This window comes from Pseudoalteromonas sp. SG43-6, assembly GCF_014164365.1.
Taxonomy (GTDB): Bacteria; Pseudomonadota; Gammaproteobacteria; order Enterobacterales; family Alteromonadaceae; genus Pseudoalteromonas; species Pseudoalteromonas rhizosphaerae.
This window is the reverse complement of record NZ_JACJEZ010000010.1, coordinates 1-25,373: the sequence shown is the minus strand read 5'-3', so window position 1 is coordinate 25,373 and position 25,373 is coordinate 1. Positions and strand designations below refer to the sequence as shown.

Below are 25,373 nucleotides of genomic sequence, written 5' to 3'. Positions count from 1 at the left end.
GCTGCACTGCAAAGCTTTATAAAGATTTTATAAATGAGATAAAAAACTTTATAAAAACTTTATAGAGGCAATATTGAAAAGGCAGTAACCTATGTAGTTAATTGTCAGAGGAATCGTTAATGAATCAAGTGCAGGGCAAACCAAGCAAATATAAAGCATTTTTTTTGGCGGTGATAATGCCGATCATTGTAGTTATGGCGATTTATCCGTTACGAGATTGGTTTTCGACCACCGACATTGTGATGTTACAGCTGTTATGGGTCGCCTGGGTTGCAGTTCGCAGTAACCGACGCGTTGCAGCCATTACCACCTTGGTCAGTGTAGCGTGTACCGATTGGTTTTATGTTACCCCGTATTTTACTTTTCATATTGAAAATATTGAGTATCTAGTTACTTTTATCGTGATGCTCATTGTGGGACTGATGATCAGCCAGTTAGCGGGCGAATTAAACACTAAGGTGCGAGATGTACAATTACACGCGAGTAATAGTCGAACACTGTATGAGCTGGCTAAAGGATTAAATAGTTTAGACGCACTGGATGAGCAAAAGCAGTACTTTCAGCAGCTTATTAGCGAGCATTTGGCCATTACTTGCCAATTTCAACAAATGCGTCAGCAAGTGGCAGGTGAATTTATGCTATTAAGTGATAAAGAGCAAAGTATGGGGGGGTTTGCTTTTGCAACGTTACTGTCTGAAGGACAAAGGAGCTTCGTAAATACCGCAATTTCATTGTTGTATCAGGTACATGAGAAAACCTTACTGAGGCAGCAGTCGGCGGCAATTTCAGTTCAAGCTGAACTCGAGCGTGCTAAAAATGCATTATTACGCAGTTTATCTCATGACTTGCGCACGCCACTGGCAACTATTATGGGCGCCTCAAGCATGTTGGCCGATGATGAGATCACACTCAGTGAAGAGATAATAAAAGAGCAGGCCGGTAATATTTATGAGCAAAGTAAAATTCTTAATCAGCATTTTGACAAGGTGATGGAGCTTAGCCGAGTAAATAAAATGGGCGAAAACCTGTGCTGGCAAACAATTAACTTGCAAGCTTTGCTAAGCGAAGCAAAAGCACGTAGGCAGCAGCAATTAGCGCATTTTGTGGTAACAACAAATATTGATGCCAATTCGAGCTGCCAAGGCGATGTGACACTGTTAGAAATAGCACTGGCAAATATGCTCGAAAATGCATGGCGTTATGGTGATGGTGAGGTGGTTGTTGAATTTACCCAAAGCCGTTACGAGTCAGCGGTGAGTTATCAATTACTATTGAGCAATAAATTAATTAGCAAGCCACAGGCAAGTGCTGATGAAGGTGTAGGGCTTGGCAGTGTAATTTGTGATGTGGTTGCTAAGTTTCATCAAGGCACATTTTCACTGACGATAGATAACGATACAGAAATGGCCTTGGCAAAATTAATCTGGATAAAAAATAATGACTAAAATCTTAATACTTGAAGATTCTCCGCCGTTGCAAAGCTTTTTAAAAACCTTACTGCAAGCCAGTGGCTATGAGCTGAGTATTTGTGATAAAGGGCTGGATGGTTTTGCACTTTTAAGTGAGCAAAGTTATGACCTTGTATTATTAGATTTAGGGCTTTTGGATATGGATGGTCAAGACTGGCTAGTGGAGTTTAGGCAATGGAGCCAGTTACCGGTATTAGTGCTTTCAGCTCGTGATGGTGAAGTGGAAAAAGTCACTGCGCTTGATAATGGGGCCAATGATTTCCTTACTAAACCTTTTAGCGCCAATGAACTATTAGCGCGTATTCGGGTGTTACTGCGTACTAATAATCAAGTCAGTTTTGCGTTGCAATGTGGCGACATTTGTATTGACCCAAATAAGCATATTGTGCGTGTTGGTGACAATGAGGTTAAGCTGACTAAAAAGGAATATGCAATCTTACTGTTATTATTTCAAAATAAAGATAAGGTACTGACTCATAATGCAATATTAAGCCATATATGGGGAGAGCAATATATAAATCGTCCTGAATATGTGCGTGTGCATGTAGCGCAGCTAAGGCAAAAATTAGAGGCAAATCCCGCAAGCCCAAAGTATTTACTTACTGAGCCTGCGGTAGGATATAGATTAGTAGATTAAAGTATTAAAGCGCTCTTTAGTTCACTTTGAAATAGCTAATGTACTGCTTCAGTGTTTTTGATAACTCAGCCAATGCGACTGCTTCTTGTGCATTGTTTTTTAAGGATAAACTGGTTTCCTTGGACATGTTAGCGATTTCCTCTACACCAGAACTAATTTCTGACACAGTGGCAACTTGCACTGATGTTGAGTCGACAATTTCAAGCACTTTTTCCAAGGAATCATTAGCTTGTTGTTGTATCTCTTGCAGTAGTTGATTGGCTTCATCCATCAATAATAAACCACTTTCTACTTGTGGTACTGTGGTTTCCATCGCAGTGACAGATGCTTGGGTATTATCTTGGATCTGTAAAATCATTTTCTCAATATCACCGGTCGCATCACCTGTACGTTGGGCGAGTTGCCTAACTTCATCAGCTACAACGGCAAAACCACGTCCAGATTCGCCTGCACGAGCGGCTTCAATAGCTGCATTTAGCGCTAGTAAGTTAGTTTGATCTGAAATACTACGTATCACACTTAATATATCACCAATGTTTTTAACATGATTTTGTAGTATGTTTACTTGTTTGACTGTTGCTTTCACTGTAGTTGATATGCCGCCAATTTCGGTTGCTACTTTTTGCACCGATTGACTACCTTGTTGTGATAATTGTGCGGTAATTTTTGAATTATCTTCAGTTTGTTTTACTGCACTGGCAACTGAGTGAATGCTATGGCTCATATTGGCTAAATTGGTGACGGCAGAGTTAGTTAGCGTAACTTGATTATCTGCGGCATAAAGTGCTTGTTGTGAGCCTGAGGCGACACTTGCTGAATGAGATGAAAGCTCTTGTGAAGAATCAATAATGCTATTGACGATAGCTTTCAATTCTTTTTGCATTACTTGAACTGATGCCATCATACTATTAGGGCTGCAGGAATTTATTTCAGTGGTTAAATCACCTTTAGCGATACGTGCAATTACTTCTGCTGCTTCTTGAGGTTCACCGCCTACTGCATTTTTAATTTTTGAACTAATAATATAGGCAATTACAGCGCCAATAATAACAGCCAGTGCAGTTAATGAAATCATCCATAGCTCAAATGAGCTGGTTATCTCACGTGTTTTATCCGTTAAATTATGATTTGTTTGTTCTTGCAGATTGATGAATTGATTAATGCTGTCCAACCATTCTACAAATGAGGGACGCGCATCGGTTAGTAATAGCATAGTTGCGTGCGTTATATTATTAGCACGTTTAGCGGCGATAATATTTTCCACTAAGGGGAGGGTATGCTCTTCTATCTTATCAATTTTTTTCATTAGGGAGCGCTCGTGATCAGTCATTTGATCAACCAAGCTCGCCATTTTTTCATGCGATATTTGGTAATTGTTATTGAGCTCATTTATTAAGCTAATCGTATCGCTTAAATCACTAGCATTTGTTAATAGCACCACATCCCGTATTGCTATTGCCCTATCATGTACTGCGCCCCTAAAATCAATAGCATAACGCTGCTTAACAGAATTTATATCGTTAATTTCACTTATATTATTGTCAATTTGACTTACTTGAGATGTGCCAATAATGGTTAATGTGAGCATCATTAATAAGATCACTCCAAAACCAGTGGCGAGGCGCATATTTATGGTCATATGTTTTCCAGTATTATTTGGTGCGATTTTATATTGGCTGATTATAACTCAACGTAATTCGTTAAGTGGAATGACTTACAAAACGAATTTACTTTTCTAATAATCAGTTATGTATCAATAATGTTAATGTTGAACAATTAATGTGCAGTAGTCAAGTTAATGAGCAACTGCACTTTTGAATTGTAAAGCTTAAAAAAATCTATCTCGATAGACCGAACCGGAATGAGTGCATCGCTTAGCTGTAAAACCACCTTAAACAGCCAAAACGAAAACTAACTTAGTCGTACTTTGCCTCTAACTCGTTAGCGGAATGAAATTTCTCGTGAGTTTGTAATTGCTCATCGTATTTAACGAGATTTTTAAAATGTGCTAGTTGACCTGCATTTTTAACAATTTCAACAATAAACGACATCATAAAATCAGCACCGGTTAGAGAGTCTCCCACTAAGTAACGTTTACCTTCTAAGCGGTCATTAAAGTAACTAATAACTTTGGCGGTTTCTGCATCGGCATAGCCTTCTAAAAATTGCGTTTTAGCGCCATCTTTTTGCACAAACATTTTTAATAATAGCGGTAAAATTGCTGAGCTTTCAGCGAAGTGCAGCCATTGCTGGTAGTCAATATAGTCTTTACTGTCACGGCTTGGCGCAAACTTATCGTTACCGTATTTACTGATCAAATAGTCGGTGATCGCACCTGATTCAGCAATTATTTGGCCATTGTCCTCAATCACTGGTGATTTGCCTAGTGGATGAATCGCTTTAAGCTCATCAGGAGCTAAAAAGGTTTCACTGTTGCGTTGATAAGCCACAATTTCGTAGTCAACGTCTAGCTCTTCGAGTAACCAAATAATACGTTTAGAGCGGGATTTATTTAAATGGTGTAACTTGATCATAGTTATCCTTAAAAGCGCAGCCGTTGCTGCGCAGGGTAAATTTAAAGCGGTTTATTTACTTGTACTACCGTTTTGCCAAAGTTCTTGCCGTCAATCATATCGTTAAACGCTGATACGGTATTTTCAAAACCTGTTACTAAATGTTCACGGTAATGAATTTTTCCTTCGCTGAGCCATTTTTGCATATCAGTGGCGAACTCATCATAACGATGGCCATAATCATCAAAGATAATAAAGCCTTGCATACGAATACGCTTAGAGAGAATTTGACCCATTAGAGCCCCCATGCGATCAGGTTCTTGTGGTAACTCAGTCGCATTATATTGCGACACTAAACCACATAATGGTACGCGCGCAGCGGTGTTTAATAGTGGTAATACGGCATCGAAGACTTTTCCGCCCACATTTTCATAATAAACATCAATACCTGCATCACATGCGTCAGCTAACTGTTTGGCAAAGTCATCGCTGCGGTGGTCAATACAAGCATCAAAACCAAGCTTTTCGACTGCGTATTGGCATTTTTCATTGCCGCCTGCCACACCGACTACTTTACAACCTTTGAGTTTAGCAATTTGCCCAACAGTTGCACCTACTGGGCCTGTTGCTGCTGCAACCACCACTGTTTCACCTTCTTTTGGTGCACCAATATCAAGTAGCCCCATATAAGCGGTAAAGCCAGGCATACCCATAATACCTAATGCATACGATGGATTACTTGGCTCTTTGCCTAATGGCATTAATCCTTCGCCATTTGAAATCGCATATTCCTGCCAGCCTGTATAGGCTAGTACCCATTCGCCTTCGCTAAATTTATCGTTTTTAGACGCTTCTACTTGGCACACGGTTGCGCCAACCATGACATCGCCAATTTCTACCGGATCAGCATATGATTTCGCATCACTCATGCGGCCACGCATGTAAGGGTCAAGTGATAAATAAATAGTGCGTAGTAATACTTCACCTTGTTGTAGTTCAGGCATTTGTACGCTTTTAAATTCAAAGTTATCAAGCGTTGGCGCACCATGAGGACGAGACTTTAGAGTAAATTGTTTATTTGAAATAGCTTGCATAATTTTTTCCTTGTCTGATTAAAAGAAGGCTGCATAACGGCTGTAAATCTAAATGCTCAGTCGTTATAGTCTCTGCAGCGGATTAAATGCTTAACCAATGAACTTAGGGCTATGCTTGATAAATTCAACAGCTAGCATAGATAAGTTTATCGCTATACGGAGAATCACTTTTGCAGCTGTGCAACAGCAATTCTGCTTACTGCCATTTGGCAGAATTTTTGTTTTTTCTTACAACTTTGAGAGCGCATGTTGAGTGGTTAACTTGGGTGTTTAACATTATGATAAACATTATTTAAGCTTTAAATCATTTGAAGGTAGTTATGAGCGCTACACAGTCAGCACATCTAAAACAAAGAGCTGCCTAACTCTTTTTAATTACGAGAATATAAAAAGCAGGCACCGCAATCAGTGTCTGCTCTTACATTTTAACCCCCCACAATTAAGACGGGGGTTTTATGCTTAATTACGCTTGCGGTTTAATTAAGTATTTTTCACCTGTGGCATGTTTCGAGTAAGCCTCAATTGATTGTAATTGTAAGGCCTCTGGCAATGACACTTCATGGGTGTAATTACTTGCAAAGGTTGTGGTAATTTCATCTGCAATACGTTTACGCATTGCAATTACCGTATTAGTACCAAGTTTGCCTAGTGCATTAAATAGTAAGAACCCATTAACACCCCACGCAAAGCCAAAGTTGCGATTTAGCGTAATTGGGCCGCGGTTTAAGGCACCATAAATATAAACTTGCTTGAAAGTGTCAGAGCCATAAACGCTGTATTCTGTAATGTCACGAGTTGCAGCGACTTCCATACAGTTAAGAATGTCACTCGTTAGTTGGCCACCACCAATTGGATCAAACGCAATCGTTGCACCGGTTTCGATAATTGCGGCTGTTAAATCAGCAAGGAACGTATCATTACTTGAGTTAACAACATACTTTGCCCCCATATCACGTAGTAACTTTTCTTGCTCCGGCTTACGTACAATATTGATTAAATCAACACCATCGGCAATACAAATTCGATTTAGGATTTGACCAAGATTAGAGGCCGCTGCGGCATGAATAATCGCTTTATGGCCTTCAGCACGCATTGTTTCAACCATTGCTAATGCAGTAAGTGGGTTAACAAAAGCCGACGCACCTTCTTTAGCCGTCGTTCCTTCTTTTAATTCTAAGCAGCTTTGCACATTTGCGCATATAAATTTGCGATACGTACCACCACCAATTACAGCAACAGTTTTACCCATTAATGCTTGTGCAGCTGGCGATGAGCCTGCGGCCACAACCGTACCTGCGCCTTCATTGCCAACGGGTGTGGCTTTACCAACACGTGTTTTAAGTGATGGCATAAATTGAGCAGGAACATCAGCGGTAATAACTGGGTTTTGCTCAGTACCGGTTTGTTTTGCACTGGACATATCAGCGGCACTGAATAACACACCTAAGTCAGATGGATTTAATGGCGCAGCTTCAATTCGAATAACGACTTCATCAGCACCGGGCTGTGGCATATCAATGTTTTTTAAGGCAAGCGTTAGTTTGTTATCTTCACTGATAGTTGAAGTAAGTTGGATATTTTTATCTGTCATAATGTTCGCTCCTGATAATGTGTATTAATTAGTGCAATAGCTAAGTGTTATTTAGCATGTGTTATCTGAATATAAGCTTGCGTAAAGCTGACTCGACTCAACAACACATAAAAATGTAATGTAAACGCATGCGTTTAGGTTAAGTACATTATTACTTGTTTAAATTTGCTTATATATAGGGGAAAATGCGAATAACTTTTGTCTTTAAGACAATAATGTTATTTATTGAAAGGAGAGGTTAGATGGATCAACTACGGGCAATACGCTACTTCATAAAAGTTGTTGAAACGGGTAGCTTTACCAAAGCGGCAAGCACGTTTAATGTGCCGCCGTCCTCTTTGTCTAGACGCGTCGTTGATTTAGAAAAAAGCTTAGGGGCAACACTTTTAAAACGCTCAACCCGTCTTGTGAAACTGACAGAAGTTGGACAAATTTACTATAACGACGTTCAGCAAATAGTAAATCAGCTAGAGCAAAGTCACGAAACTGTGCGTAGTTACCAAACAACTCCAATGGGGCGTTTATCAATAAGTTCGATGGTGAGTTTTGGTGACAAAATATTACTGCCATTATTAGAGGAATTTAACGCCTTATACCCTGAAATTATACTTGATGTTAGTTTAAGTGATGAGCTATCGACACTGGGGCGTGACGATGTTGATATTGCTATTCGTGGCGGTTATGCACCTAATGAGCGTGTGTTAGCTATAAATTTGATGAATAATGAGTTTATTCCCGTAGCATCGCCAGGTTATTTAAAAAAGCACGGTGTGCCTAAAAATGCCATGGAGTTAAAGCATCACAATGGCCTTTATTTTAAAACGCCACTTGGGCCAACGCCATGGTTATGTAAAGTAGATGAGCAATGGCATGATGTGTCAGGACCGGCTGTAGTTATTTCGAATAACGGAGCATGGTTGAGTAAAAAAGCCTGTAATGGGGAAGGCATTTTAATGTCAACTCGCTGGGCACTTGCTCCATACCTTGAGTCGGGCGAGTTGCAAGAACTTAAGTTTGAACATCAGCTTGCGGTAACGCAAAACTCTAATATGGCTATTTATTTGTTATATCAAAAACAGCGATATTTAGTACCAAAAGTGAAAGCCGCCGTAGATTTTTTGGTACAAAAAATAAAGGTAGAAGCCGATTGAGCACAAAGTTATAGAGCTTTCTATTAGCGTCACAGCACTGTTAATAAAATCTTTTTAGTTATTAAAGAAATTGAAAAATTAAATGAGAAAGCACACAAGTTGTGTTAAAAATAACCTTTAGATAGATGTTGTTAGCGAGGGAATGAAATGAAAATACAACTGTTGGTTTTACTGCCACTGCTAGTCAGTGCTTTTGTGAGCGGTTTGGTAAAGGCAAATGATGAAGTATTGTCGGTCGATCAAGTTGCGTTACAGGGAATGCAGTTTAGTTTTGAAAATGATGCGAAAGTAAGGCCTAAAAACAGTGATTTCAGTGTGGTTAACTCTGTGCTGATGAGCAGTGAGCAAGGCCGGCGAGTCGCAGTGGTGACAATTCGTAATGACGCGTCAGGTTCACGCATTTTACAGGCTGAACATATTATGGCGTTATTTGCCGATGGCAGACGAATATCGCCTATGGCTCTGGCTGACAATATTAAACTAGACGATGGTGAGCAGCGCACATTAACGCTGTCGTTTGGCGAAGACAATTTCCCGATTTTGAGCATCTTCACCAGTAATAATTTAAATTAGGAATAATAATAAAATGAAAGCGATGATCTGTGGATTGAGCTGTGCAGCACTTTTTAGTGCCACCAGTATTGCGCAGCACAGTAAGGAGTTTGTGCCTGATAATGTGTTTACTCAAGGCGTTGAAGGACCTGTTTTTTATAAGCAGCATTTATACGCAGTTAATTTTGCTGATCAGGGCACCATTGGTAAGGTTGATAACAATGGTAAAGCCAGCTTATTTTTAAAGCTGCCAAATGACAGCGTTGGTAATGGTTTGCAATTTGATGGCCAAGGTAATCTCTATATTGCGGATTATGTAAATCATAATATTTTAAAAGTGCCTGCTAATAGTAAAAGCGTTGAGGTTTTTGCTCATAATAAAACCATGAATCAACCAAATGATATTGCCATAACTAAACGCGGTGTGTTGTTTGCCAGCGACCCTAATTGGGCTGATGCTACCGGCAAATTATGGCGTATAAATACAGATGGCAGTACTCAATTATTAGAAGAGAATATGGGCACCACCAATGGTGTGGCGGTTAATAACAGCAATAGTAAACTCTACGTAAACGAAAGCGTGCAGCGGATTATTTGGCAATATGATCTTGATAGTGAGCTAAACATCAGCAATAAGCAGCCGCTGATCACATTTGACGATCATGGTATGGACGGCATGCGTGTTGATAACCAAGGTAACCTGTATGTAGCCCGTTATGGCGCAGGTGTTATTTTAAAAATTAGTCCCGCAGGTAAGATATTGCAAACCTATACTTTAACAGGGCAGCATCCAACCAATGTGGCATTTAATGACCAGCAAACCAAGCTGTTTGTCACTATGCAAAAACGCGGTGCGATTGAAGTGATAAATGTGGAGTAAAACTGCGGACATTCTGTGGGAATTGACTTAGTTGTGATTGTTTAAAGACCCTAATTTGCACAAAGAGAAGTGAATAAGGGTAAATGAGACACCCAGAAATACGACGGGCAACGGATTAATCCTAGCACCTAGATACTTTTCTAGAACCTTTACCCATGTAGGTCGCTATTTATGGCGTCAATATTTTCCTCATCAGCGCAGCGTCTCATGACTTCTTTGTGAATAAGTTACTTAGAGTCCATCTGCAAGATGAGTAGCAAATGTTTTGATTCAACTAATCTAATATGAAAAGCGCACCGGGCAGGGTGCGCTTTAAGGGTTTAATCCTGTGTTGCTATGAGCAATTTGGGATTAACTAAAAACTCGGTGAGTAACGAACTGCAACGCCCACTGTACGGCCAATAACGCTGTAATCACTCACAGTATTAAAGTGGTTAGCGCCAATGTCAGGTGTTGGTGGTGCTTTGTCAAATAGATTATCGATACCAAAGTTAACGGCGATAGTGTCGGTTGCTTGCCACGATGCAGCAAAGTCCATGTAGTCTTGTGCTGAAATTGTTTCTGTTCTATCTACAGCATAGTCTACTTCACCGATTCTGCGCCAGCCTAATTGGAAGTTCATGGTATCTAGCTGCCAATCAAAGGTGGCGCGATGTTTATAATCGGCTTGTAAGATACTCGCAAAATCGCCTGAACACGCGCTACCGTAAGTGCCTTTACAATCAACTTCGGCTACGGTGCTATTATTTTGGCGAGTTTGTTTTGTTACAAAGTTACCTTGGTATGAGAGCCTAAAGCGACCGCCTAAATCCATTGGTGCATCAAATACATAGTTGGCTGCTAAATCGATACCAGCTTGTTCAATCGCTGCAAGGTTAAAGTCATTTACGATCGCGGTGCTAATAAAGCCTGTATTAGGATCGCGAAGTACTGCGCCACACAATGGGTTGTTCGGATTTGGATCGTCGATATAGCAGCTTTGTAATGCTGCAGCAGGTTGAATTTGACTTACCGCATCGGTTACACGAATGCTATAGTAATCAAGTGATAGGTCAAAGCCCTCAATGTAACTTGGAGTATAAACTACACCTAAAGTATCTGATTCTGCTTGCTCAGGCTTGATGTTCGGATTACCGCCGTAAGTATACTCGGCTGTTGTTGAGTCATACTCAGTGCCTACTGGTGGTGCGCCAAAAGCGGCACATTGCGCTGCGTCCCCCGTACCTAGTAAACATGGATCGCCATTAAAGCGACCAGCAAAGCGTGGTACAAATTGGTCACTATTTTGGTCAAATAAAGCTAATGATAACCCCGTGATCGGACTTGCGAATTCGCCTAAGTTTGGTGCTCTAAATGCAGTGAGCTTATTAGCACGAATACGGATATCATCGTTAATTGCCCAGTTTATGCCAAGCTTATAAGTGTCTTCGGCTTCGGTGTTTGAATAATCAGAAATACGGTAAGCACCTTCAAAACTAAGTTCTTTAGCAAATGGCATATCAATTAAGATCGGCACTAAAATTTCTGCATAAAACTCACTACTGTCGAAGCTGGCGTCCATATCAAATGCGCTAACAGAGGCAAAGCTAGTGCCATTTCTAAATGCATCTCCCGGTGTTTGCTTGCCCGTTTCTTTGCGGTACTCATAACCAATTGCAAAATCGACATAACCGGCAGGTAATTCAAATAAGGCACTAGAATCGCCAGAGAGAGTTGCAGCAAATACACTTTGAGTACGTTCACGGGTGGTATATAACAGTGGATCGCTAAATTCATTTAGATCTAAATTAGGATCAAAAATATCGCTGCTATTGGAAATATTGCCAAAGCGGCTGTTGCCACTGTTATCATTTTTATAGCCATTGTTGTAAATTGTAGCGACTTCGTCAGTTTGACCGTATTGACCATAAATGTCGTAACGTAAATAATCGTTAATATCGCCTTTTAAACCCAGTTGAAATTGTAATGAATCACGCACGGCTTCAGTATGTTGAACGCCAAGGCCTAAATTACGCTCAACATTGACTAGCGCATTTCCATCAGCATCAAAGGTGAGTTGTTGGCGTAGTTCATCAGGAATATATTGGTTATCTTGTGTGAGGGTTACTTGTTCATTAACAAGAATAGGTGTTTGGCCGCTAGCACCGGCGCCATTAACGGTTACTTTTGAATACATAGCGCGGCCGTAAATGATTGCGCTGTCACTGGCATCCACATCAAATAATAACCCAGCAGAAAATCTATCCATTGGCTGAGTTAAATAACGGTCGCCGGTAAAGTCACTGGTTTGACGGTCGCTCACGACTTGCCCTGCATCATTAATCGCTAAACTGTTGCCGCTGGCAACATCGGTGTAAAACCCGCCGCTATTAATCATAGTTGCGCCATTATCTAAGGCATAATCACGTTCACCAGCAAGTAATTCTTTACGTTCAGAATAACCAAGGTAGCCAGTAATATGGCCACTACCATCAGCTATATCGCCACCAAAAATGGCTTCAAAATTAAGTTTTTCATTGCCACCATCAGCTGTTTCATAACTACTTGAAAACTCAGCGCCAGTAAAGTCATCATCAAGCACAAAGTTAACCACGCCAGCTACTGCATCGGCACCATAAACAGCAGCCGCACCGCCAGTTAAAACATCAACACGTTTGATCAAACCGGCAGGAATTGTATTGACGTCAACTGAGTTACGAAAACTAAATGGCACAGCGCGCGTACCGTCAATTAATACCAAAGTTCGGTTTTGACCAAGACCACGTAAATCAATAGTCGATGAGCCAAATGAGTCACCTACCGTTGCACCTGTACTATTAGCGCCCGCTGCGGCTTGTGGTAATTTTGCGGTAATATCTTCTACATTCACCGCGCGATCTAGGTGTATTTGTGCTTCGTCAACACTCACTACTGGGCTACTTGAAACTAATTCTGTTCGCTGAATTCGCGAGCCAGTAACCGTAATTACTTCAGGTTTTTTTTGCTGCACTTGTTGCTGTTCAGCGGCCAATAAAGCAGGGCTAGTAGTGGCAATAACTGCCAGTGCAATTGGTGATAGCAGGTGGAGTGGGCGCATTGAGTTAGGTTTGCAGTGTTTCATGGTCTGTTCCCGTGGTTATGTATTTTTTGCTATTATGAATTTTATCGTTGTCGGTACACTCAGTGTGTTGGTAAGTTTTAAAGCATTTTTAACGTATTTGCAATAATTATTCTTTCAATGTTTAAAGTTAAGGTATAAAGTATTCTTTAGTTTGAAGTGAATGTACATTCATTAGTATTTTGATTTTTAAGGGTAAAAAGAATGCATCAGCATATATTACAACTGTATAACAGTGCTAAAAAACAACAAAGATTAATAATTGGTCTGATGAGTGGGACTTCATTAGATGGGTTAGATGTTGCATTGTGCAAAGTCTCAGGGCATGGCATGGACACCCAAATTGATGTGTTAGCCTTTGACACCGTTGGTTATGATGATGACTATAAACAGAAAATAAAAACAGTATTTGCCAAGCGCGAATGTGATTTGGAGTTAGTTACTTTACTTCACCCTTGGGTGGGGCAATTACATGGCAAAATGGTATTGCAGTGTTTAGCTAAATGGAAAGTTGCTGCAGCTGATATTGATGTGATTGCAAGTCACGGGCAAACTATTTATCACTGCCCTAAAAGTCAGCATAGCCAGAGCGATTTTAATCATGGCACTTTGCAAATAGGTGATAGCGACCATTTAGCGGTTACGACAGGTATTACCACGATTGGCGATTTTAGACAAAAGCACATTGCAGCGGGCGGAGAAGGCGCACCACTTGCGGTATATGGCGACTATTTATTTTTTAGCAGCTTAACTGAAAATCGTATATTACTGAATATGGGTGGCATTGCTAACCTGACTTTTTTACCACAATCTGCTGATGCGAGCGCTGTATTTAGCTCTGATATTGGCCCAGGTAATACCATTATGGACGCTTATATACAGCGTTATTTTGCGCCGCTTCATTATGACAAAGATAGTTTAATTGCCAACCAAGGCCAGATAAATCAGCCGCTGTTGGATGAGTTATGCCAAGATGAATTTTTTAATTTAGACTTTCCTAAGACGACAGGCCCTGAAGTTTTCAATTTGGCTTATTTACACCAAGCACAAACGACAACCAACACCCTACAGCTAAGCCACGAAGATGTGATGGCAACACTAAATCGATTTTCGGCGATGATGATTGCACAGGCTATTAATCAATGCAGTGAAAAATTAGCCGATGTTACAGTTTATGCCAGTGGCGGGGGAATACATAATCCACTGTTGATGAAGCATATTTTATCTTTGTGCCCACAGTTACATGAGATTAAAAATACCCATGCTCTAGGTATCGACCCAGATGCGAAAGAAGCAGTTTTGTTTGCGATTTTAGCGAACGAATGTTTAGCGGGTGGCCAGCAACGTTTTGGTAATCAAGCGCAGGGCATACCCACCATTACTATGGGTAAAGTCAGCTTTGCGGATTAAAATAATGATAAAAATGAACTACTAAAACTTGTCATATATTGGCGCAGTGAATGACTTTTAGAAACTAGAGCCGGCTCGTATTGTGGTATATAACCTGCGCCATATTCCTTGATTGCGACATCAAATTCAGCACTGTCTTTGAGGGTGGCATGTAAACCATGCAACATTAATTGCAGCACATATTCGTCGCTTTCATCACTGAGAGTTATTTTTTCAAGTGTCAGCGTTACCGTACCGGCTTCGATATCGCTCAGACGCAGTGTGTATTGCATAAAGTAACGTGCATCACGCGCTGCTATATGTGTTGCACTTAACGAAATAGTGTCGCCTTCATGCGCATCTTCTGGTAATACACAAAGCAGTGTAATTTCATGCTGCGCGTTTGCATTTAGATGCAGTGTATCGTACTCCATAGTATGTGCCATGGCAGCTGATAGCGGATCTTCAAAAGATTGCAGTGCAAAGTTCAAGCGCACTAAAGGAGTGGTCATTGAGGTCAGTCGTCTTTTCTAGGTTAATTAAATCGAATGGAAATTATCCTATAGTTTAATTGCAGATTTATGACTAATTGAACGTATTTTCATCATTTTTAACTTAGCGTGCTAAAACAATGCAGCAGCAGTTGTTTATAGGTAATATCAAGCTTATAAATTTTATAATAATAAATTTAAAATCCATTTTTAAATGTTTACTTAATAGCAGCAAGATTGGCTAATTTACAAACGGGTAATAGCACTCGCAATAAACTGTGATTTGGGTATAGTCAACTTAATATAAATAGCCGAGAATTATCATGTTTAAACGAATAGCGCTCTTTTTATCAGTATGTTTAGTGCCGCTACTGTCTTTTGCTGTAGATAATAAGCCGTTTGTAGGGCAGATAAGTGCGGCTGATTTACTTAACGATCATCAGCAATTTTCCAATGAATACAATAACTTTGTGCCAACTGTTGCCGATACACAAGCCATGCAAACACTCAAAGGTAAAGATATTTTGGTGTTATTTGGCACTTGGTGTCACGATAGTCAGCGTGAAGTACCACGGTTACTTAAATTACTTGATAGCTCCAAGGTGGCATTGGCCAGCTTAAAGTTGGTCGCTGTCGGTTATGATAAACGCGATCCTGAAGGGATTGCAGCACGCTACCAATTAAAGTATTCACCAACGATTATAGTATTAACAGCAGGCGAAGAGCTTGGGCGGTTAGTTGAAAAACCAAAGGCGTCTATTGCTTCAGATTTAAGTCAATTTAATCCAGTAACAGAGTAAAAGTATGAGGGATCAAATTATTGCTGCTATTTTGGTATTTGTTGGCTGCATTGTTTTAAGTTTAGTTTTTCACTTTGCACTGAAGAAGGTTGAACGTCGTTTTGATGGCCATGCCGCGGAATCGTTTCGTTTAATTTCAAACTCACAAAAAGCGATTTTGATTTTTATTGGCACTATATTAGCACTCTCTAAGCTTGATTTTGATGTAACTGGTTTAGTCGCTGGCTTGGGTTTAACAGGGTTTGCGTTAGGGTTTGCGCTTAAAGATGCAATTTCAAATCTCGTTGCAGGGATAATGGTTGTGCTTTATAGACCTATTAAGTTGGGTGATAACATCGAGGTCGCGAGCTGTAAAGGTGTCGTGGTCGATTTAAACCTCAGATATATTACTTTACAGACCGATGGCTGTCGTCATTTAGTTCCCAATTCATTGATGCTCAGTAATAAAGTAACAATAAATAACTCGTAATATTTTCAACTAGCTAATTACAAATGAGCTGATTAAAATAGCCTATAAATCTAAGAGTGATGACTAAACTAATGTTTGAGCAAGTAATCGCGTTAATTGATGAAGCAAATAGCCAGGATCCTAATCAAGAACACTATGCAGGTAAAGTGTGGCCTAAAGAGCGTTTATATTCAGAGCGTATGACGCAGATGTTAAACCGTTTTAAACCTGATGCTGATGAGCTAATGCATATTGCTGTGAGAGCACAGCACATAAAGCGTTGGTGTTCGCCGCGAAGTCACTTTCCAATGGATAAACAAGGCTATCATCAGTGGCGCAGTGCGTTGTATGTTTTTCATGCCAGTACTGTGGTTGAATTAATGCAGCAAGCTGGTTGTTCTGATGTTGATCAGCAACGAGTATATGCAGCGGTTGCGAAAAAACAAATCAAGCGTAATCCTGATAGTCAATTGGTGGAAGATATCGCAAGTTTAGTGTTTATTGAGTATTACATGTTGGCATTTGTGCAAACAAAACCAGACTACGATGAGCAAAAGTGGATTGGGATTTTGCAACGTACGTGGCAAAAAATGTCTACTGAGGCACATGAGTTTGTGTTGGCGGGTAATATTACTTTACCAGCGCCGTTAGTACCGCTAATTGAAAAGGCGCTTGCACCGAGTTAATATCTCACTGCGATGAGTAATAAAATGCAAAGGAACTGGATATGCGCTGCCCAAGGACAAATATAGAACTCACTAAACTAATGGTCGGGGGGATCGAGGTTTTCTCATCCGCCAATGGTGGGGTATTTTTTGATAATCGCCAGATTTTTAATTTTAGTGATCCATCTTTAAAAAGAGCGCTGGTGCTTGCTGAGCACTTGGCTGCTTTACCTGACACAGACGTTGATTTAACGGCACGAATTAATTGCCCTAAGTGCCCGAGTGTCGTGATGATGCGGCGCTTTTTTACACCTCTTCATGTGGTCGAAATTGATGAGTGCCCAAGTTGTGCGGGTATTTGGCTAGATCCAAAAGAACTTAATAAAATTCACGACAATCACTTAACAGTGAAAGAAAAACAATTACTAGTGAACCAGCAAGCCAATAATCATGGTTTTATACCAATCGTGTTAAGTTACTGACCATTTATAGCGACAGATAAATGGAGTGATAACAAGGCGTAAATTTTGACATGTAGTTGTTCTACTTGAAAAAATTATAACGCAGTTAGCGCTTTATTTAGCTCGCTAGAATGGTTAAATATTTAAGTCGATTGGTATTATACATTTTGAAATACCGACTAATCGATTTAGCCAGCGAGGTATTAAGAAAAACCACAACAAAAATACCGAGAGTTTAGTTGAAATCGCTTTAGCTTCGTTTTTGGACTAACTCTGCAGAGCAACTTAGTCTTGGTTAAGTTGCTGTTTTACGTTTTGTACTTTCGCTAAAGTTTGCTTATCAACAACCACAGGCAATACCAATTCTATATTTTCTAATGTGGCGATGACTTGTGTTTTCAACTGTGTCTGCTGTTCAATTTGCATAACTTTAAGTGTTTCAGCGGTTTGTAATTTGATTTGTTCAGTCACTAGCGCTTCAGTTGGGCTTAGTAGCATCAATGTTAGTAGTAATGTATTCATATTAATCTCCTTATTTAAATTACCGCTAAGATAAGGAAATTAGATGACAGTTGCGTGTGGCTTATATTGCTACAAAGTTAAACTTTAATGCTGTTTTGATGAAGGGCTAGGCTTGTACTAAGCAGATCAAAGTACCTTCAATGGCTCGTACGTAGGCATAATATTGAGTTTCTCTATAGCTTGGTGGGCAAAGTGGCTCTGCACCCGCCAATACCGCTCTATCATAGCTTTCGCTGAGTTCACTACAGCTAAAGCGCAGTTCAAAACCAAGCGCTGGCTGTTTTGGATGAGCACGAATGTAGCCTTGTTTAAAATGAGCTTGTGCATAAGGGTGATTAGCAAATGCTATTTTGACAGCACCTGTTGCAAGCTCTCCATATTCGGCATCATCGCTGAGGGCATGAGTGGCAAAACCAAACGCTTGAAAATAAAAGTCTAAGGTTTCTTCAACGTTATCAACGTAGATTATTTGGCTTATGTATTCCATTAACACCTCTTTGAATATATTTAACCTAATAATAGATGATTATTAGGTTAACACTTAATAATTTATTTAATAGCTTGAATAGTTTTTGGAATTTCAATTGTTAATCATATTGCAAATGATAATTCTTTACATTATGATCCCGATAATTATTAACGGGGAATTGACATGAAATTAAAACTTTTATCTATTGCGATTAGTGCAGTAGTGCTCGCTGGCTGTGGCTCTAGCGGTGAATCGAACTCAGCACCAACATTTTCACAAGCTCAGTATTCTGTATTTTTAAATGAAGATGCTAGTGCAAGTTTATTAGTGAACGCCTCTGATAAAGACAATGATAGTTTGACTTACTCTCTAGCAAATGCTGCGAGTAACGGTTCGGTCTCAGTAAGTGCTAGTTCAGGCGAAGTGATTTATACGCCTGATACAAACTTTAATGGAGAGGACTTTTTTGCAATAACGGTATCTGATGGCGAAGATACAGCGACTACAACTGTCAGTGCAACTGTTGCAGCGATCAATGACTTCCCTGTCATTACCATGGATAAAGTTCAGGTTAGTGGTGGAGAAGTTAAAGTTGGTCAAGTTAGCGCCAGTGATGTTGACGGCGATACACTCACTTATTCTATAACAAAACAACCATTTAATGGCGAGCTCGTTATAGACGCGCAAAGTGGAGAATTAACTTATACCCCTTCAACATTAACAAATGCCATTGATAGCTTTGAATTGACCGTAAATGATGGAAATAATGGTGTTGTAGCAAAAACGCTAGAAATAGCCACTAACTTGGCAACTAATGCTGACCGTGCTTACTATTATTATGCTTCTGAACAATCTCATCTTAAACGTTCTGAAGTTCTTGCTGCCAATATCGAAAATGATATTAATCTTGGTGGTGTCTATACAGCTTTAGCTACCGGATACGCTGAAGCAGGGTTAGATAATGAAGTTGAACGTTTCATCACTGCTGACAGTATTATTCGTGATGACCTACGTGCTGTTGCACTTGTTAATGTTGCAAATCAGTACAATTTGCAAGGTAAATTTGAGCGAGCAAATGAGCTCCGCTTAGAAGCGAGTAATTTGTATTCGCAATACATCGCTGCCAAAGGCATTTCTGCATTTGCGGTTGAAGATCAAGATTTCTTTTATGAGCTTGCTGATTCTTATTTAAATGCCGGTGAGCCTGCACTTGCACTACAAAGCTATAATGTTTTAGATATATTATTAAGTTCAGCCCTTAAAGCCGAGCAAACAACACAAGCATTACGGCTGTTCTTTGGTTTTAGAAACTCAGTTGATGAAGTGATAGCAACATGGCAAACCAGTCGAGAGCAAGCTGATTTTGACTATGCGCTTAGCATGGCCGACAGGCTTTATGAATTTGCTAACATGATAGGTTACCGATACGTATCGAATGACCGAAATGGTAATGAAGGAAAACCTTATTTTAGTACCCGCCAAGTTGCATTAGGTGATGTGGTTGAAAACTATCGTTTACTAGGGCAACTTGATAAAGCTAAAAGTGCGCTTGCTGATGCATTGGCGCTTCATGGTGTAGTCAATTATGACGAAGCTTATACCCGCGAAAAAGATGAATATGCTGACGTTACAATGGTCGAATATCCATTTGGCTTGATAAACTTTGCAGAGTCCTTTGTAAACTTATACCCAAATTTAGACTTAGAAACGAGCTTTTTAACCCCATTTGAACAAGGAAGTACATATTACGATTGGGCTAAGGAAGATGCTGAAGACGCGCGGTTATTTGCGTACGTTAGAAATATTGAAGATGCAGATGAAAGCTTAGCGTTAATTTTGGCCGCAAAAGATGATAGCGATCTAAGACGATTATTTACTAATATCATTGCGTTTAATAGTTCAAATCCTGGTGGCTCACGTATTTTAATCGACCAGGGGCGCTATGCTGGTGCTGCAAAGTATATCGCGGAAGGCTTAAAATTATTGAGTTCTGAGCAATATATAGCGCAAAACATTGGGGATCAAGTTTTCGTAACAGGTACTACTGGGTGCCAGCTATTGCTTGAGCAACTGTTCGAAGTTATTCGTTTAACTGGCGAACAAAGCTATCGAGAGCAAGCGAATAAAACACTGACTACATGTCGTGAAATATCACTAAATAACTATGCACAAGTCAATGGCACAGAAGTAACAAAAGAGGATGTCGTTGCTTCGAGTGTTGATCTTATTAAATACCACAACCCATTGGGACAAAATGAAGCTGCCACGCCACTTATCGAAGTAGCTAAAAGCTTTTTAGCTACTTATGGTGAAGAAGATCTTGCACGAAAGGTTTCAGATACAGGCCAATTAGCTGCTGCGTTTGGTAAAGGTGGCCAATTTGAATTAGCAAACCAATACTATTCAGACTACGCAAATCTAATTAAACAAGTTGAAGAGGCGGTGACAGTAGACAGCCAGTTTGCAGTGACACAAGATTTTTTTGATGCATCAAGCCGAAGCACTTACAACTTTTCGCAGTATTACCGAACGCTAAAATCACAAGCCGGAAGAATCAATAATTACCAGCAACTTATTAGTGATGCAACGGCAATTTGGGTTGATTTGATTAATTGGAACATCAATCGGTTGGATGAAGCTTCGCTACAATTACAATTACAGTATTACCCTGAATTCGCTAATCAATATTTAATGTTAGGTCAATTTGATGCGGCATTAGCATTAAAAGATAAAGCCGCATTAGGAGTGGTAGAGCATGACTCTATAGTTACAGATGTCATTAATTATCTGAGTCAATATGATGCTTTTACAAGGGTGACTATCGCGACAGTTGATACTGATAATGACGGTAAGGCTAACTTCTTTGCACCTTATGCTAGTGATGAAATGATTGCTCAGTCTGGCATCGAACTTGATTTAGACAGTGATGGTGACGGTGTAAATGATGACGCTGACACTTATCCTTTGGATGAGACTCGTCAGTAAAATGAATATACGATATTTTACTTTTGGGCTGCTCAGCATGATGCTGACTGCGCCTGTATCCTCAGCCGAACCAAGTGAACAGCTTGAGAAAGAAATCACAAAGAGTCGTTATGAAACTTGTGAGAAAAAAGAGCCAGATTGTATTAAAAACATTGAAGTAATAGAAGTGAGGGGGCAGCAGCCGAATCCAATTTCAGTGAGTAGTCAAGGTGTGTATACCTTAAATAGAAAAATGATTGAAGATTATCGTTTTGGTAACGGTAATTTAAATGATTTGTTGGGGATTTTGCCAGGAGTTCAGTATGGCGAAGCTGCTTACTCAGCCGAGCAAGTAAGTAATATTAAACCATCTGAAGTGTCTATTTCTGGAACTGAAGGTAAGGCAACCGCTTATTTAATTGATGGTGTATCGAATAACTCTAATTTAAACAATCAACTAGGGAATACCGATAGAAACTTGCTGCAAGATGTGTCAGGGCATAGCCAAGAGTTATTTCTTAATCTTGATTTAGTTGAGAGTATTGAGGTTTACGATAGCAATATTCCCGCTAAGTATGGCAATTTTAATGGTGGTTTAGTGCAGGCACAAACGCGTAAAGCAAGGGATGAGGTTTCGCTTGGGATTAGCTACCGGCAAACAGCTGACGACTGGGTGGATTATCATAATTTTTATGCTCCAGATTTTGATGGCTCAGACACCTTAGATAATGCCGTGTTTCAAAAGCGTAGTTTTAGTACTCATATCGCGGCACCTCTGACAGATAAGCTTGGAGTGATTGCGCAATTTCAATATTTAAAGTCCCAAGAGTCACTCGAACAATTAGGTTATTTACGTTTACAAGAGCAAACTAATTATAACGGCATGGTTAAGTTTGATTATGCTGTAACCACCAATGACGATATTTCATTTAATTATTTATATGCACCTTACGAAGGAAATTACTTTGATGTTAATGCCATAAATAGTGATTACACAGTGAAAGGTGGGGGAAGTACCGCCATTTTAACCTGGCAAGCTAATCGTCATTGGGGCTACATGGACTCGCAAATTAGTTGGCGTAGCAGTAGAAACTCAAAAGATGCTAGTTCAGCTTGGTATAACTGGATAAATATTCCTGGTAAAAACTGGGGTGATTATGATGGCTCAATGACGAGCAATGAAGGTGGTTTCGGTGATATTACCAAAACACAAGAAACCTATACAGCAAAGCAAGATTTCGAACTCCCATTAGGGGAAGTATTGTTTGCAGACTCTCAGTTATCACTGGGTTATGCAATAGATCATCAGGTTTCAGTCTTTGATCGTTTAGAAAACGCGACTATTTATAACGGCGCTATCGTGTCACCTATGATCGATTGTGCCGGGTATCAAATTGACTGTGTTGAAACTGTTTTCAACCAGCCGATAGCTGATATTGAAGCTGAATTAGGTCGCCCTTTGGATTTGTCAAACGGAGATGATTTTTTATTGTATCAAAGCAACATAAGTCAGACTGGGCAGTATTTTCAATATCGACAAACTACACCAAAAGCACGAGCTGAAGCCAGTGTGAATAACTTTTCAGCTTATGTAGAAAATGAATTTGAATGGCAACAATATTCATTAACACTTGGTGCCCGGTATGATTATAACGACTTTTTTGAAAACCATAATGTGGCTCCAAGATTACGAGGTAGTATCTCGTTGTTTGAAAATACCGGTAAATTTATTTTTGGTGCAAATCGATATTACGCAAGCGATGCAATCAATTATAAGCTTAATGAAGCTATGGTACCTACGTTTACAGAGGTGAGAGCGATTTATCAGCACCGCCCACAACAATGGCAGGCCGAGTTATCTAATCGTGGTTACCGTTATGTTTATAAAGATTTAAAAACACCATACAGTGATGAGCTTTCAGCAGTATATCGTCACCAAGTACTAGGTGGGACGTTAGAGTTAAAATGGTTATACCGTGAACAGCATGAAAGTATTAACCGCGTAAAAGGAACAAATGAGTTAGGGGAAGCAATTTTATATGGTGCAAACTCTGGAAGTAGTGAATATCAGCGTCTTAGCTTATCCTGGATGGCTACTTTTGATACTCAGCACGTTGAGTTTAATGTTTCTCACGCCAGTAATACAACAAGTGCAGAGCAATTTGATGGTAGTACGCAAACCTATGTCAACAGCACTGATTACTTCTTAAATTTTTCCTATGACGATAATGAGTTAGTTTATATTAGAGGTGATAATTATGACTTAAATAGCCGTGAAAACGATTCGACATATAACTTAATGACACGACATGATATGGAGCTAGAAAAGCAAGACTTTAATCGCCCAATTATTGCCAATTTGAGTTGGGGTGGGCGTTTTGATAATTGGCAACTATCAGCTTATGCCCGCTTTAATGGTGAGCAAGATGCTATTTACGCCACAGGAACAACTCAATCGATAAAAGAGGCGACATCTATTTGTGATGGCTGCTCACCAAATCGTCGAGAATATCCAGTTTACCGCATAGAGAAAAGGCCTAGTTTCTGGTTATTAAGTGGCAGTGTAAAGTACACACTGGCAGTCGCACGTGATTATCGAGTCACTTTAAGCTTTGAAGGCGAAAATATTTTAAATAAACGTACGTATCAAGTGAGCCCTTATAGTACAGGGGTGGAGCTAGGACGGCGTTTTTGGTTAGGCCTACAACTTGATTATTAAGAGGATACAATTATGACAACCATTTATGCTTTAGCGCTTATAACAACGCAACTATGTTATGACGCAAGTGCTGATACACACGCAATTAAATTTGAAGAATTTTTTGAAGGTGCTACCGAATTACAAGTGGCGCGCCAAGAAGAAAAAGACCTCTGTATTGACCTTAAAAGTCATCAATTAGTAAGCGCAAAACGACTAGTTGCAACTGATGAGCGTGTTTTTTCAATTGTTGAAAGTAACAAATGACAAAAGCACGGCAACTATTTATAGTTTTTATTGTAGGTTTGGTTTTTAATTTACATGCTGAACCTATTAACTTTTTACAATTACGTGCACAGTATGAACAAACCTCAGAAAACTGGCCTGAGCCTTGGCTTGAAGAGGGAGTGGAACATAGTGAAATAGGTGCATTAACTGAGGTGATATTTCCAGTTGAAAACCCCTTTACCATAGCCAAAATGAGGTTAGGTGAAGCTCTATTCTTTGATCCTATTTTATCTCGATCTGGACAAATAGCATGTGCAAGTTGTCATGACCCTGATTTAGGTTGGGCAGATGGAAGGAGAGTTTCGTTTGGTCATGATCGTCAAGTAGGTCAGCGAAATGCACCTAGTATTGAGAATGCTGCTTTATGGCAAAGCTTGTTTTGGGATGGTAGGGCTAGGTCGTTGGAACAACAAGCGTTAATCCCTATTCAAGCTGGTAATGAGATGAGTTTGACTATTTATGAGTTGGAATTGAAATTAAATAGCACTTATCAATATAAACAGAAGTTTAAACAAGCTTTTGCTAAGGAATACATTTCTGCTGAAGATGTTGCTAAAGCATTAGCGACATTTCAGCGCACTATTCGTTCACGAAAATCTGATTTTGATTTTTTCTTGCTTGCAGCAAAACAATCAGACCCTAAACGTAAGCGTGTTTTATCGCAAAAGCTAACAGATCAAGCTTTGTGGGGGATGCATTTGTTTAGAACCAAAGCGAGATGCATAAACTGTCACTCAGGCTCTTTGTTTTCGGATAATAAATTTCATAATATAGGCCTGACATACTATAAAAGGGAATATGAAGATTTAGGTTTATTTAACTATACTGGAAACCCCGCTGATGTTGGCAAATTTAAAACACCGAGTTTACGTGGAGTGATGAATACAAAGCCTTGGATGCACAATGGTTTATTTATCAGCATGGCAGGTGTAATAAATATTTATAATGCTGGTGGGGTCAGAATATTAAAAGATGAAAATGATGTGTTTTCGCCAGAAACATCAACTTTATTAAAGCCTTTGGCGCTAACACAAGATGAAAAAATGGCGTTAGAGGCATTCTTGCACTCAATCACAGCCCATCCTGCAAATGGACCTCATTTTTCATTTTTATCTGAAAGCTAAACAAAAAACCTTGTAAGGGCGTGCCCAACAAGGTTTAATTTTTACAGCTTACAGCTTACAGCTTACAGCT

General features: G+C 39.7%; 21 protein-coding genes and 1 pseudogene. 14 read left to right on the top strand and 8 right to left on the bottom strand.

Annotated features, from left to right (window positions below; all coding sequences use genetic code 11):
• The first annotated feature begins 119 nt into the window (after positions 1 to 119).
• Positions 120 to 1,445 carry a DUF4118 domain-containing protein gene (locus tag H5201_RS06150; RefSeq protein WP_182783964.1) on the top strand — a complete coding sequence of 442 codons (1,326 nt, stop codon included), beginning with the start codon at positions 120 to 122 and terminating at the stop codon, positions 1,443 to 1,445.
• Positions 1,438 to 2,106, top strand: coding sequence for a response regulator (locus H5201_RS06145; protein ID WP_149981938.1), 669 nt, complete (start codon positions 1,438 to 1,440; stop codon positions 2,104 to 2,106). The genes H5201_RS06150 and H5201_RS06145 overlap by 8 nt, the downstream gene beginning before the upstream one ends.
• Before the next feature lie 16 nt (positions 2,107 to 2,122).
• On the opposite strand, the gene H5201_RS06140 is transcribed toward H5201_RS06145, so the two are convergent.
• From H5201_RS06140 to H5201_RS06125, 4 genes are all read right to left on the bottom strand, one after another.
• The gene (locus H5201_RS06140) at positions 2,123 to 3,745 is read right to left on the bottom strand and encodes a methyl-accepting chemotaxis protein (protein WP_182783962.1); all 1,623 of its coding nucleotides are present in this window, start codon (positions 3,743 to 3,745) and stop codon (positions 2,123 to 2,125) included.
• Between the two features lie 277 nt (positions 3,746 to 4,022).
• Positions 4,023 to 4,640, bottom strand: coding sequence for a glutathione S-transferase family protein (locus H5201_RS06135; RefSeq protein WP_182783960.1), 618 nt, complete (start codon positions 4,638 to 4,640; stop codon positions 4,023 to 4,025).
• Positions 4,641 to 4,681: 41 nt separating this feature from the next.
• A complete protein-coding gene (locus H5201_RS06130; RefSeq protein ID WP_182783959.1) occupies positions 4,682 to 5,713 on the bottom strand; it encodes an NADP-dependent oxidoreductase in 1,032 nt (343 codons plus the stop codon).
• Between the two features lie 463 nt (positions 5,714 to 6,176).
• The gene (locus tag H5201_RS06125) at positions 6,177 to 7,304 is read right to left on the bottom strand and encodes a zinc-binding dehydrogenase (RefSeq protein WP_182783957.1); all 1,128 of its coding nucleotides are present in this window, start codon (positions 7,302 to 7,304) and stop codon (positions 6,177 to 6,179) included.
• 242 nt (positions 7,305 to 7,546) lie between these two features.
• Between H5201_RS06125 and H5201_RS06120 the strand changes: the two genes are divergently transcribed.
• From H5201_RS06120 to H5201_RS06110, 3 genes are all read left to right on the top strand, one after another.
• A complete protein-coding gene (locus H5201_RS06120) occupies positions 7,547 to 8,455 on the top strand; it encodes a LysR family transcriptional regulator (RefSeq protein ID WP_182783955.1) in 909 nt (302 codons plus the stop codon).
• A 147-nt stretch (positions 8,456 to 8,602) separates the two neighbouring features.
• Entirely contained in the window at positions 8,603 to 9,028 is a 426-nt protein-coding gene (locus H5201_RS06115) for a hypothetical protein (protein ID WP_149981933.1), read from the top strand.
• A gap of 13 nt (positions 9,029 to 9,041) precedes the next feature.
• The gene (locus tag H5201_RS06110) at positions 9,042 to 9,887 is read left to right on the top strand and encodes an SMP-30/gluconolactonase/LRE family protein (RefSeq protein WP_182739977.1); all 846 of its coding nucleotides are present in this window, start codon (positions 9,042 to 9,044) and stop codon (positions 9,885 to 9,887) included.
• Positions 9,888 to 10,242: 355 nt separating this feature from the next.
• Here H5201_RS06110 and H5201_RS06105 read toward each other — a convergent pair whose 3' ends face one another.
• Positions 10,243 to 12,987 (bottom strand): TonB-dependent receptor domain-containing protein, encoded by a 2,745-nt coding sequence (locus tag H5201_RS06105; RefSeq protein ID WP_182783953.1) that lies wholly within the window; start codon positions 12,985 to 12,987, stop codon positions 10,243 to 10,245.
• A gap of 201 nt (positions 12,988 to 13,188) precedes the next feature.
• On the opposite strand from H5201_RS06105, the gene H5201_RS06100 reads away from it, so the two are divergent.
• On the top strand, positions 13,189 to 14,394 hold the full coding sequence (locus H5201_RS06100) for an anhydro-N-acetylmuramic acid kinase (RefSeq protein WP_182718263.1): 1,206 nt from the start codon (positions 13,189 to 13,191) through the stop codon (positions 14,392 to 14,394).
• Here H5201_RS06100 and H5201_RS06095 read toward each other — a convergent pair.
• Entirely contained in the window at positions 14,391 to 14,885 is a 495-nt protein-coding gene (locus H5201_RS06095) for a hypothetical protein (protein ID WP_149981928.1), read from the bottom strand. The two genes, H5201_RS06100 and H5201_RS06095, sit on opposite strands and share 4 nt — an antisense overlap.
• A gap of 302 nt (positions 14,886 to 15,187) precedes the next feature.
• On the opposite strand from H5201_RS06095, the gene H5201_RS06090 reads away from it, so the two are divergent.
• The 4 genes and pseudogenes from H5201_RS06090 to H5201_RS06075 form a co-directional block, all read left to right on the top strand.
• Positions 15,188 to 15,664: a thioredoxin family protein gene (locus H5201_RS06090; protein ID WP_145239740.1), complete on the top strand. Its 477-nt coding sequence runs from the start codon at positions 15,188 to 15,190 to the stop codon at positions 15,662 to 15,664.
• Positions 15,665 to 15,668: 4 nt separating this feature from the next.
• Entirely contained in the window at positions 15,669 to 16,133 is a 465-nt protein-coding gene (locus tag H5201_RS06085) for a mechanosensitive ion channel family protein (protein WP_182767885.1), read from the top strand.
• A 71-nt stretch (positions 16,134 to 16,204) separates the two neighbouring features.
• Positions 16,205 to 16,798 carry a DUF4202 domain-containing protein gene (locus H5201_RS06080; protein WP_182762535.1) on the top strand — a complete coding sequence of 198 codons (594 nt, stop codon included), beginning with the start codon at positions 16,205 to 16,207 and terminating at the stop codon, positions 16,796 to 16,798.
• A gap of 41 nt (positions 16,799 to 16,839) precedes the next feature.
• A pseudogene (locus tag H5201_RS06075) lies at positions 16,840 to 17,244 on the top strand (zf-TFIIB domain-containing protein); the annotation flags it as partial.
• Between the two features lie 279 nt (positions 17,245 to 17,523).
• On the opposite strand, the gene H5201_RS06070 reads toward H5201_RS06075, so the two are convergent.
• Together H5201_RS06070 and H5201_RS06065 are read right to left on the bottom strand one after the other, a co-directional pair.
• Positions 17,524 to 17,760, bottom strand: coding sequence for a hypothetical protein (locus H5201_RS06070; RefSeq protein WP_182783950.1), 237 nt, complete (start codon positions 17,758 to 17,760; stop codon positions 17,524 to 17,526).
• Positions 17,761 to 17,866: 106 nt separating this feature from the next.
• On the bottom strand, positions 17,867 to 18,247 hold the full coding sequence (locus tag H5201_RS06065; protein WP_182783948.1) for a VOC family protein: 381 nt from the start codon (positions 18,245 to 18,247) through the stop codon (positions 17,867 to 17,869).
• Between the two features lie 165 nt (positions 18,248 to 18,412).
• On the opposite strand from H5201_RS06065, the gene H5201_RS06060 reads away from it, so the two are divergent.
• From H5201_RS06060 to H5201_RS06045, 4 genes are read left to right on the top strand one after another with little or no spacing between them, the layout of a single operon-like run.
• Positions 18,413 to 21,214, top strand: coding sequence for an Ig-like domain-containing protein (locus H5201_RS06060; protein ID WP_182783946.1), 2,802 nt, complete (start codon positions 18,413 to 18,415; stop codon positions 21,212 to 21,214).
• Between the two features lie 37 nt (positions 21,215 to 21,251).
• The gene (locus tag H5201_RS06055; RefSeq protein WP_182783944.1) at positions 21,252 to 23,912 is read left to right on the top strand and encodes a TonB-dependent siderophore receptor; all 2,661 of its coding nucleotides are present in this window, start codon (positions 21,252 to 21,254) and stop codon (positions 23,910 to 23,912) included.
• Positions 23,913 to 23,924: 12 nt separating this feature from the next.
• Positions 23,925 to 24,158, top strand: a complete 234-nt coding sequence (locus tag H5201_RS06050; RefSeq protein ID WP_145239716.1) for a hypothetical protein — start codon at positions 23,925 to 23,927, stop codon at positions 24,156 to 24,158.
• Complete coding sequence (locus tag H5201_RS06045) at positions 24,155 to 25,303, top strand: cytochrome-c peroxidase (protein WP_182783942.1); 1,149 nt, start codon at positions 24,155 to 24,157, stop codon at positions 25,301 to 25,303. The genes H5201_RS06050 and H5201_RS06045 overlap by 4 nt, the downstream gene beginning before the upstream one ends.
• Positions 25,304 to 25,373 lie beyond the last annotated feature (70 nt).

Excerpts from the sequence above, each read along its gene's own strand:
- H5201_RS06120 (WP_182783955.1), top strand. The coding sequence starts at position 7,547 with ATGGATCAACTACGGGCAATACGCTACTTCATAAAAGTTGTTGAAACG.
- H5201_RS06105 (WP_182783953.1), bottom strand. The coding sequence starts at position 12,987 with ATGAAACACTGCAAACCTAACTCAATGCGCCCACTCCACCTGCTATCA.
- H5201_RS06070 (WP_182783950.1), bottom strand. The coding sequence starts at position 17,760 with ATGAATACATTACTACTAACATTGATGCTACTAAGCCCAACTGAAGCG.
- H5201_RS06045 (WP_182783942.1), top strand. The coding sequence starts at position 24,155 with ATGACAAAAGCACGGCAACTATTTATAGTTTTTATTGTAGGTTTGGTT.
- H5201_RS06100 (WP_182718263.1), top strand. The coding sequence starts at position 13,189 with ATGCATCAGCATATATTACAACTGTATAACAGTGCTAAAAAACAACAA.
- H5201_RS06115 (WP_149981933.1), top strand. The coding sequence starts at position 8,603 with ATGAAAATACAACTGTTGGTTTTACTGCCACTGCTAGTCAGTGCTTTT.
- H5201_RS06130 (WP_182783959.1), bottom strand. The coding sequence starts at position 5,713 with ATGCAAGCTATTTCAAATAAACAATTTACTCTAAAGTCTCGTCCTCAT.
- H5201_RS06065 (WP_182783948.1), bottom strand. The coding sequence starts at position 18,247 with ATGGAATACATAAGCCAAATAATCTACGTTGATAACGTTGAAGAAACC.
- H5201_RS06125 (WP_182783957.1), bottom strand. The coding sequence starts at position 7,304 with ATGACAGATAAAAATATCCAACTTACTTCAACTATCAGTGAAGATAAC.
- H5201_RS06135 (WP_182783960.1), bottom strand. The coding sequence starts at position 4,640 with ATGATCAAGTTACACCATTTAAATAAATCCCGCTCTAAACGTATTATT.
- H5201_RS06110 (WP_182739977.1), top strand. The coding sequence starts at position 9,042 with ATGAAAGCGATGATCTGTGGATTGAGCTGTGCAGCACTTTTTAGTGCC.
- H5201_RS06060 (WP_182783946.1), top strand. The coding sequence starts at position 18,413 with ATGAAATTAAAACTTTTATCTATTGCGATTAGTGCAGTAGTGCTCGCT.
- H5201_RS06090 (WP_145239740.1), top strand. The coding sequence starts at position 15,188 with ATGTTTAAACGAATAGCGCTCTTTTTATCAGTATGTTTAGTGCCGCTA.
- H5201_RS06080 (WP_182762535.1), top strand. The coding sequence starts at position 16,205 with ATGTTTGAGCAAGTAATCGCGTTAATTGATGAAGCAAATAGCCAGGAT.
- H5201_RS06055 (WP_182783944.1), top strand. The coding sequence starts at position 21,252 with ATGATGCTGACTGCGCCTGTATCCTCAGCCGAACCAAGTGAACAGCTT.
- H5201_RS06095 (WP_149981928.1), bottom strand. The coding sequence starts at position 14,885 with ATGACCACTCCTTTAGTGCGCTTGAACTTTGCACTGCAATCTTTTGAA.
- H5201_RS06085 (WP_182767885.1), top strand. The coding sequence starts at position 15,669 with ATGAGGGATCAAATTATTGCTGCTATTTTGGTATTTGTTGGCTGCATT.
- H5201_RS06150 (WP_182783964.1), top strand. The coding sequence starts at position 120 with ATGAATCAAGTGCAGGGCAAACCAAGCAAATATAAAGCATTTTTTTTG.
- H5201_RS06145 (WP_149981938.1), top strand. The coding sequence starts at position 1,438 with ATGACTAAAATCTTAATACTTGAAGATTCTCCGCCGTTGCAAAGCTTT.
- H5201_RS06050 (WP_145239716.1), top strand. The coding sequence starts at position 23,925 with ATGACAACCATTTATGCTTTAGCGCTTATAACAACGCAACTATGTTAT.
- H5201_RS06140 (WP_182783962.1), bottom strand. The coding sequence starts at position 3,745 with ATGACCATAAATATGCGCCTCGCCACTGGTTTTGGAGTGATCTTATTA.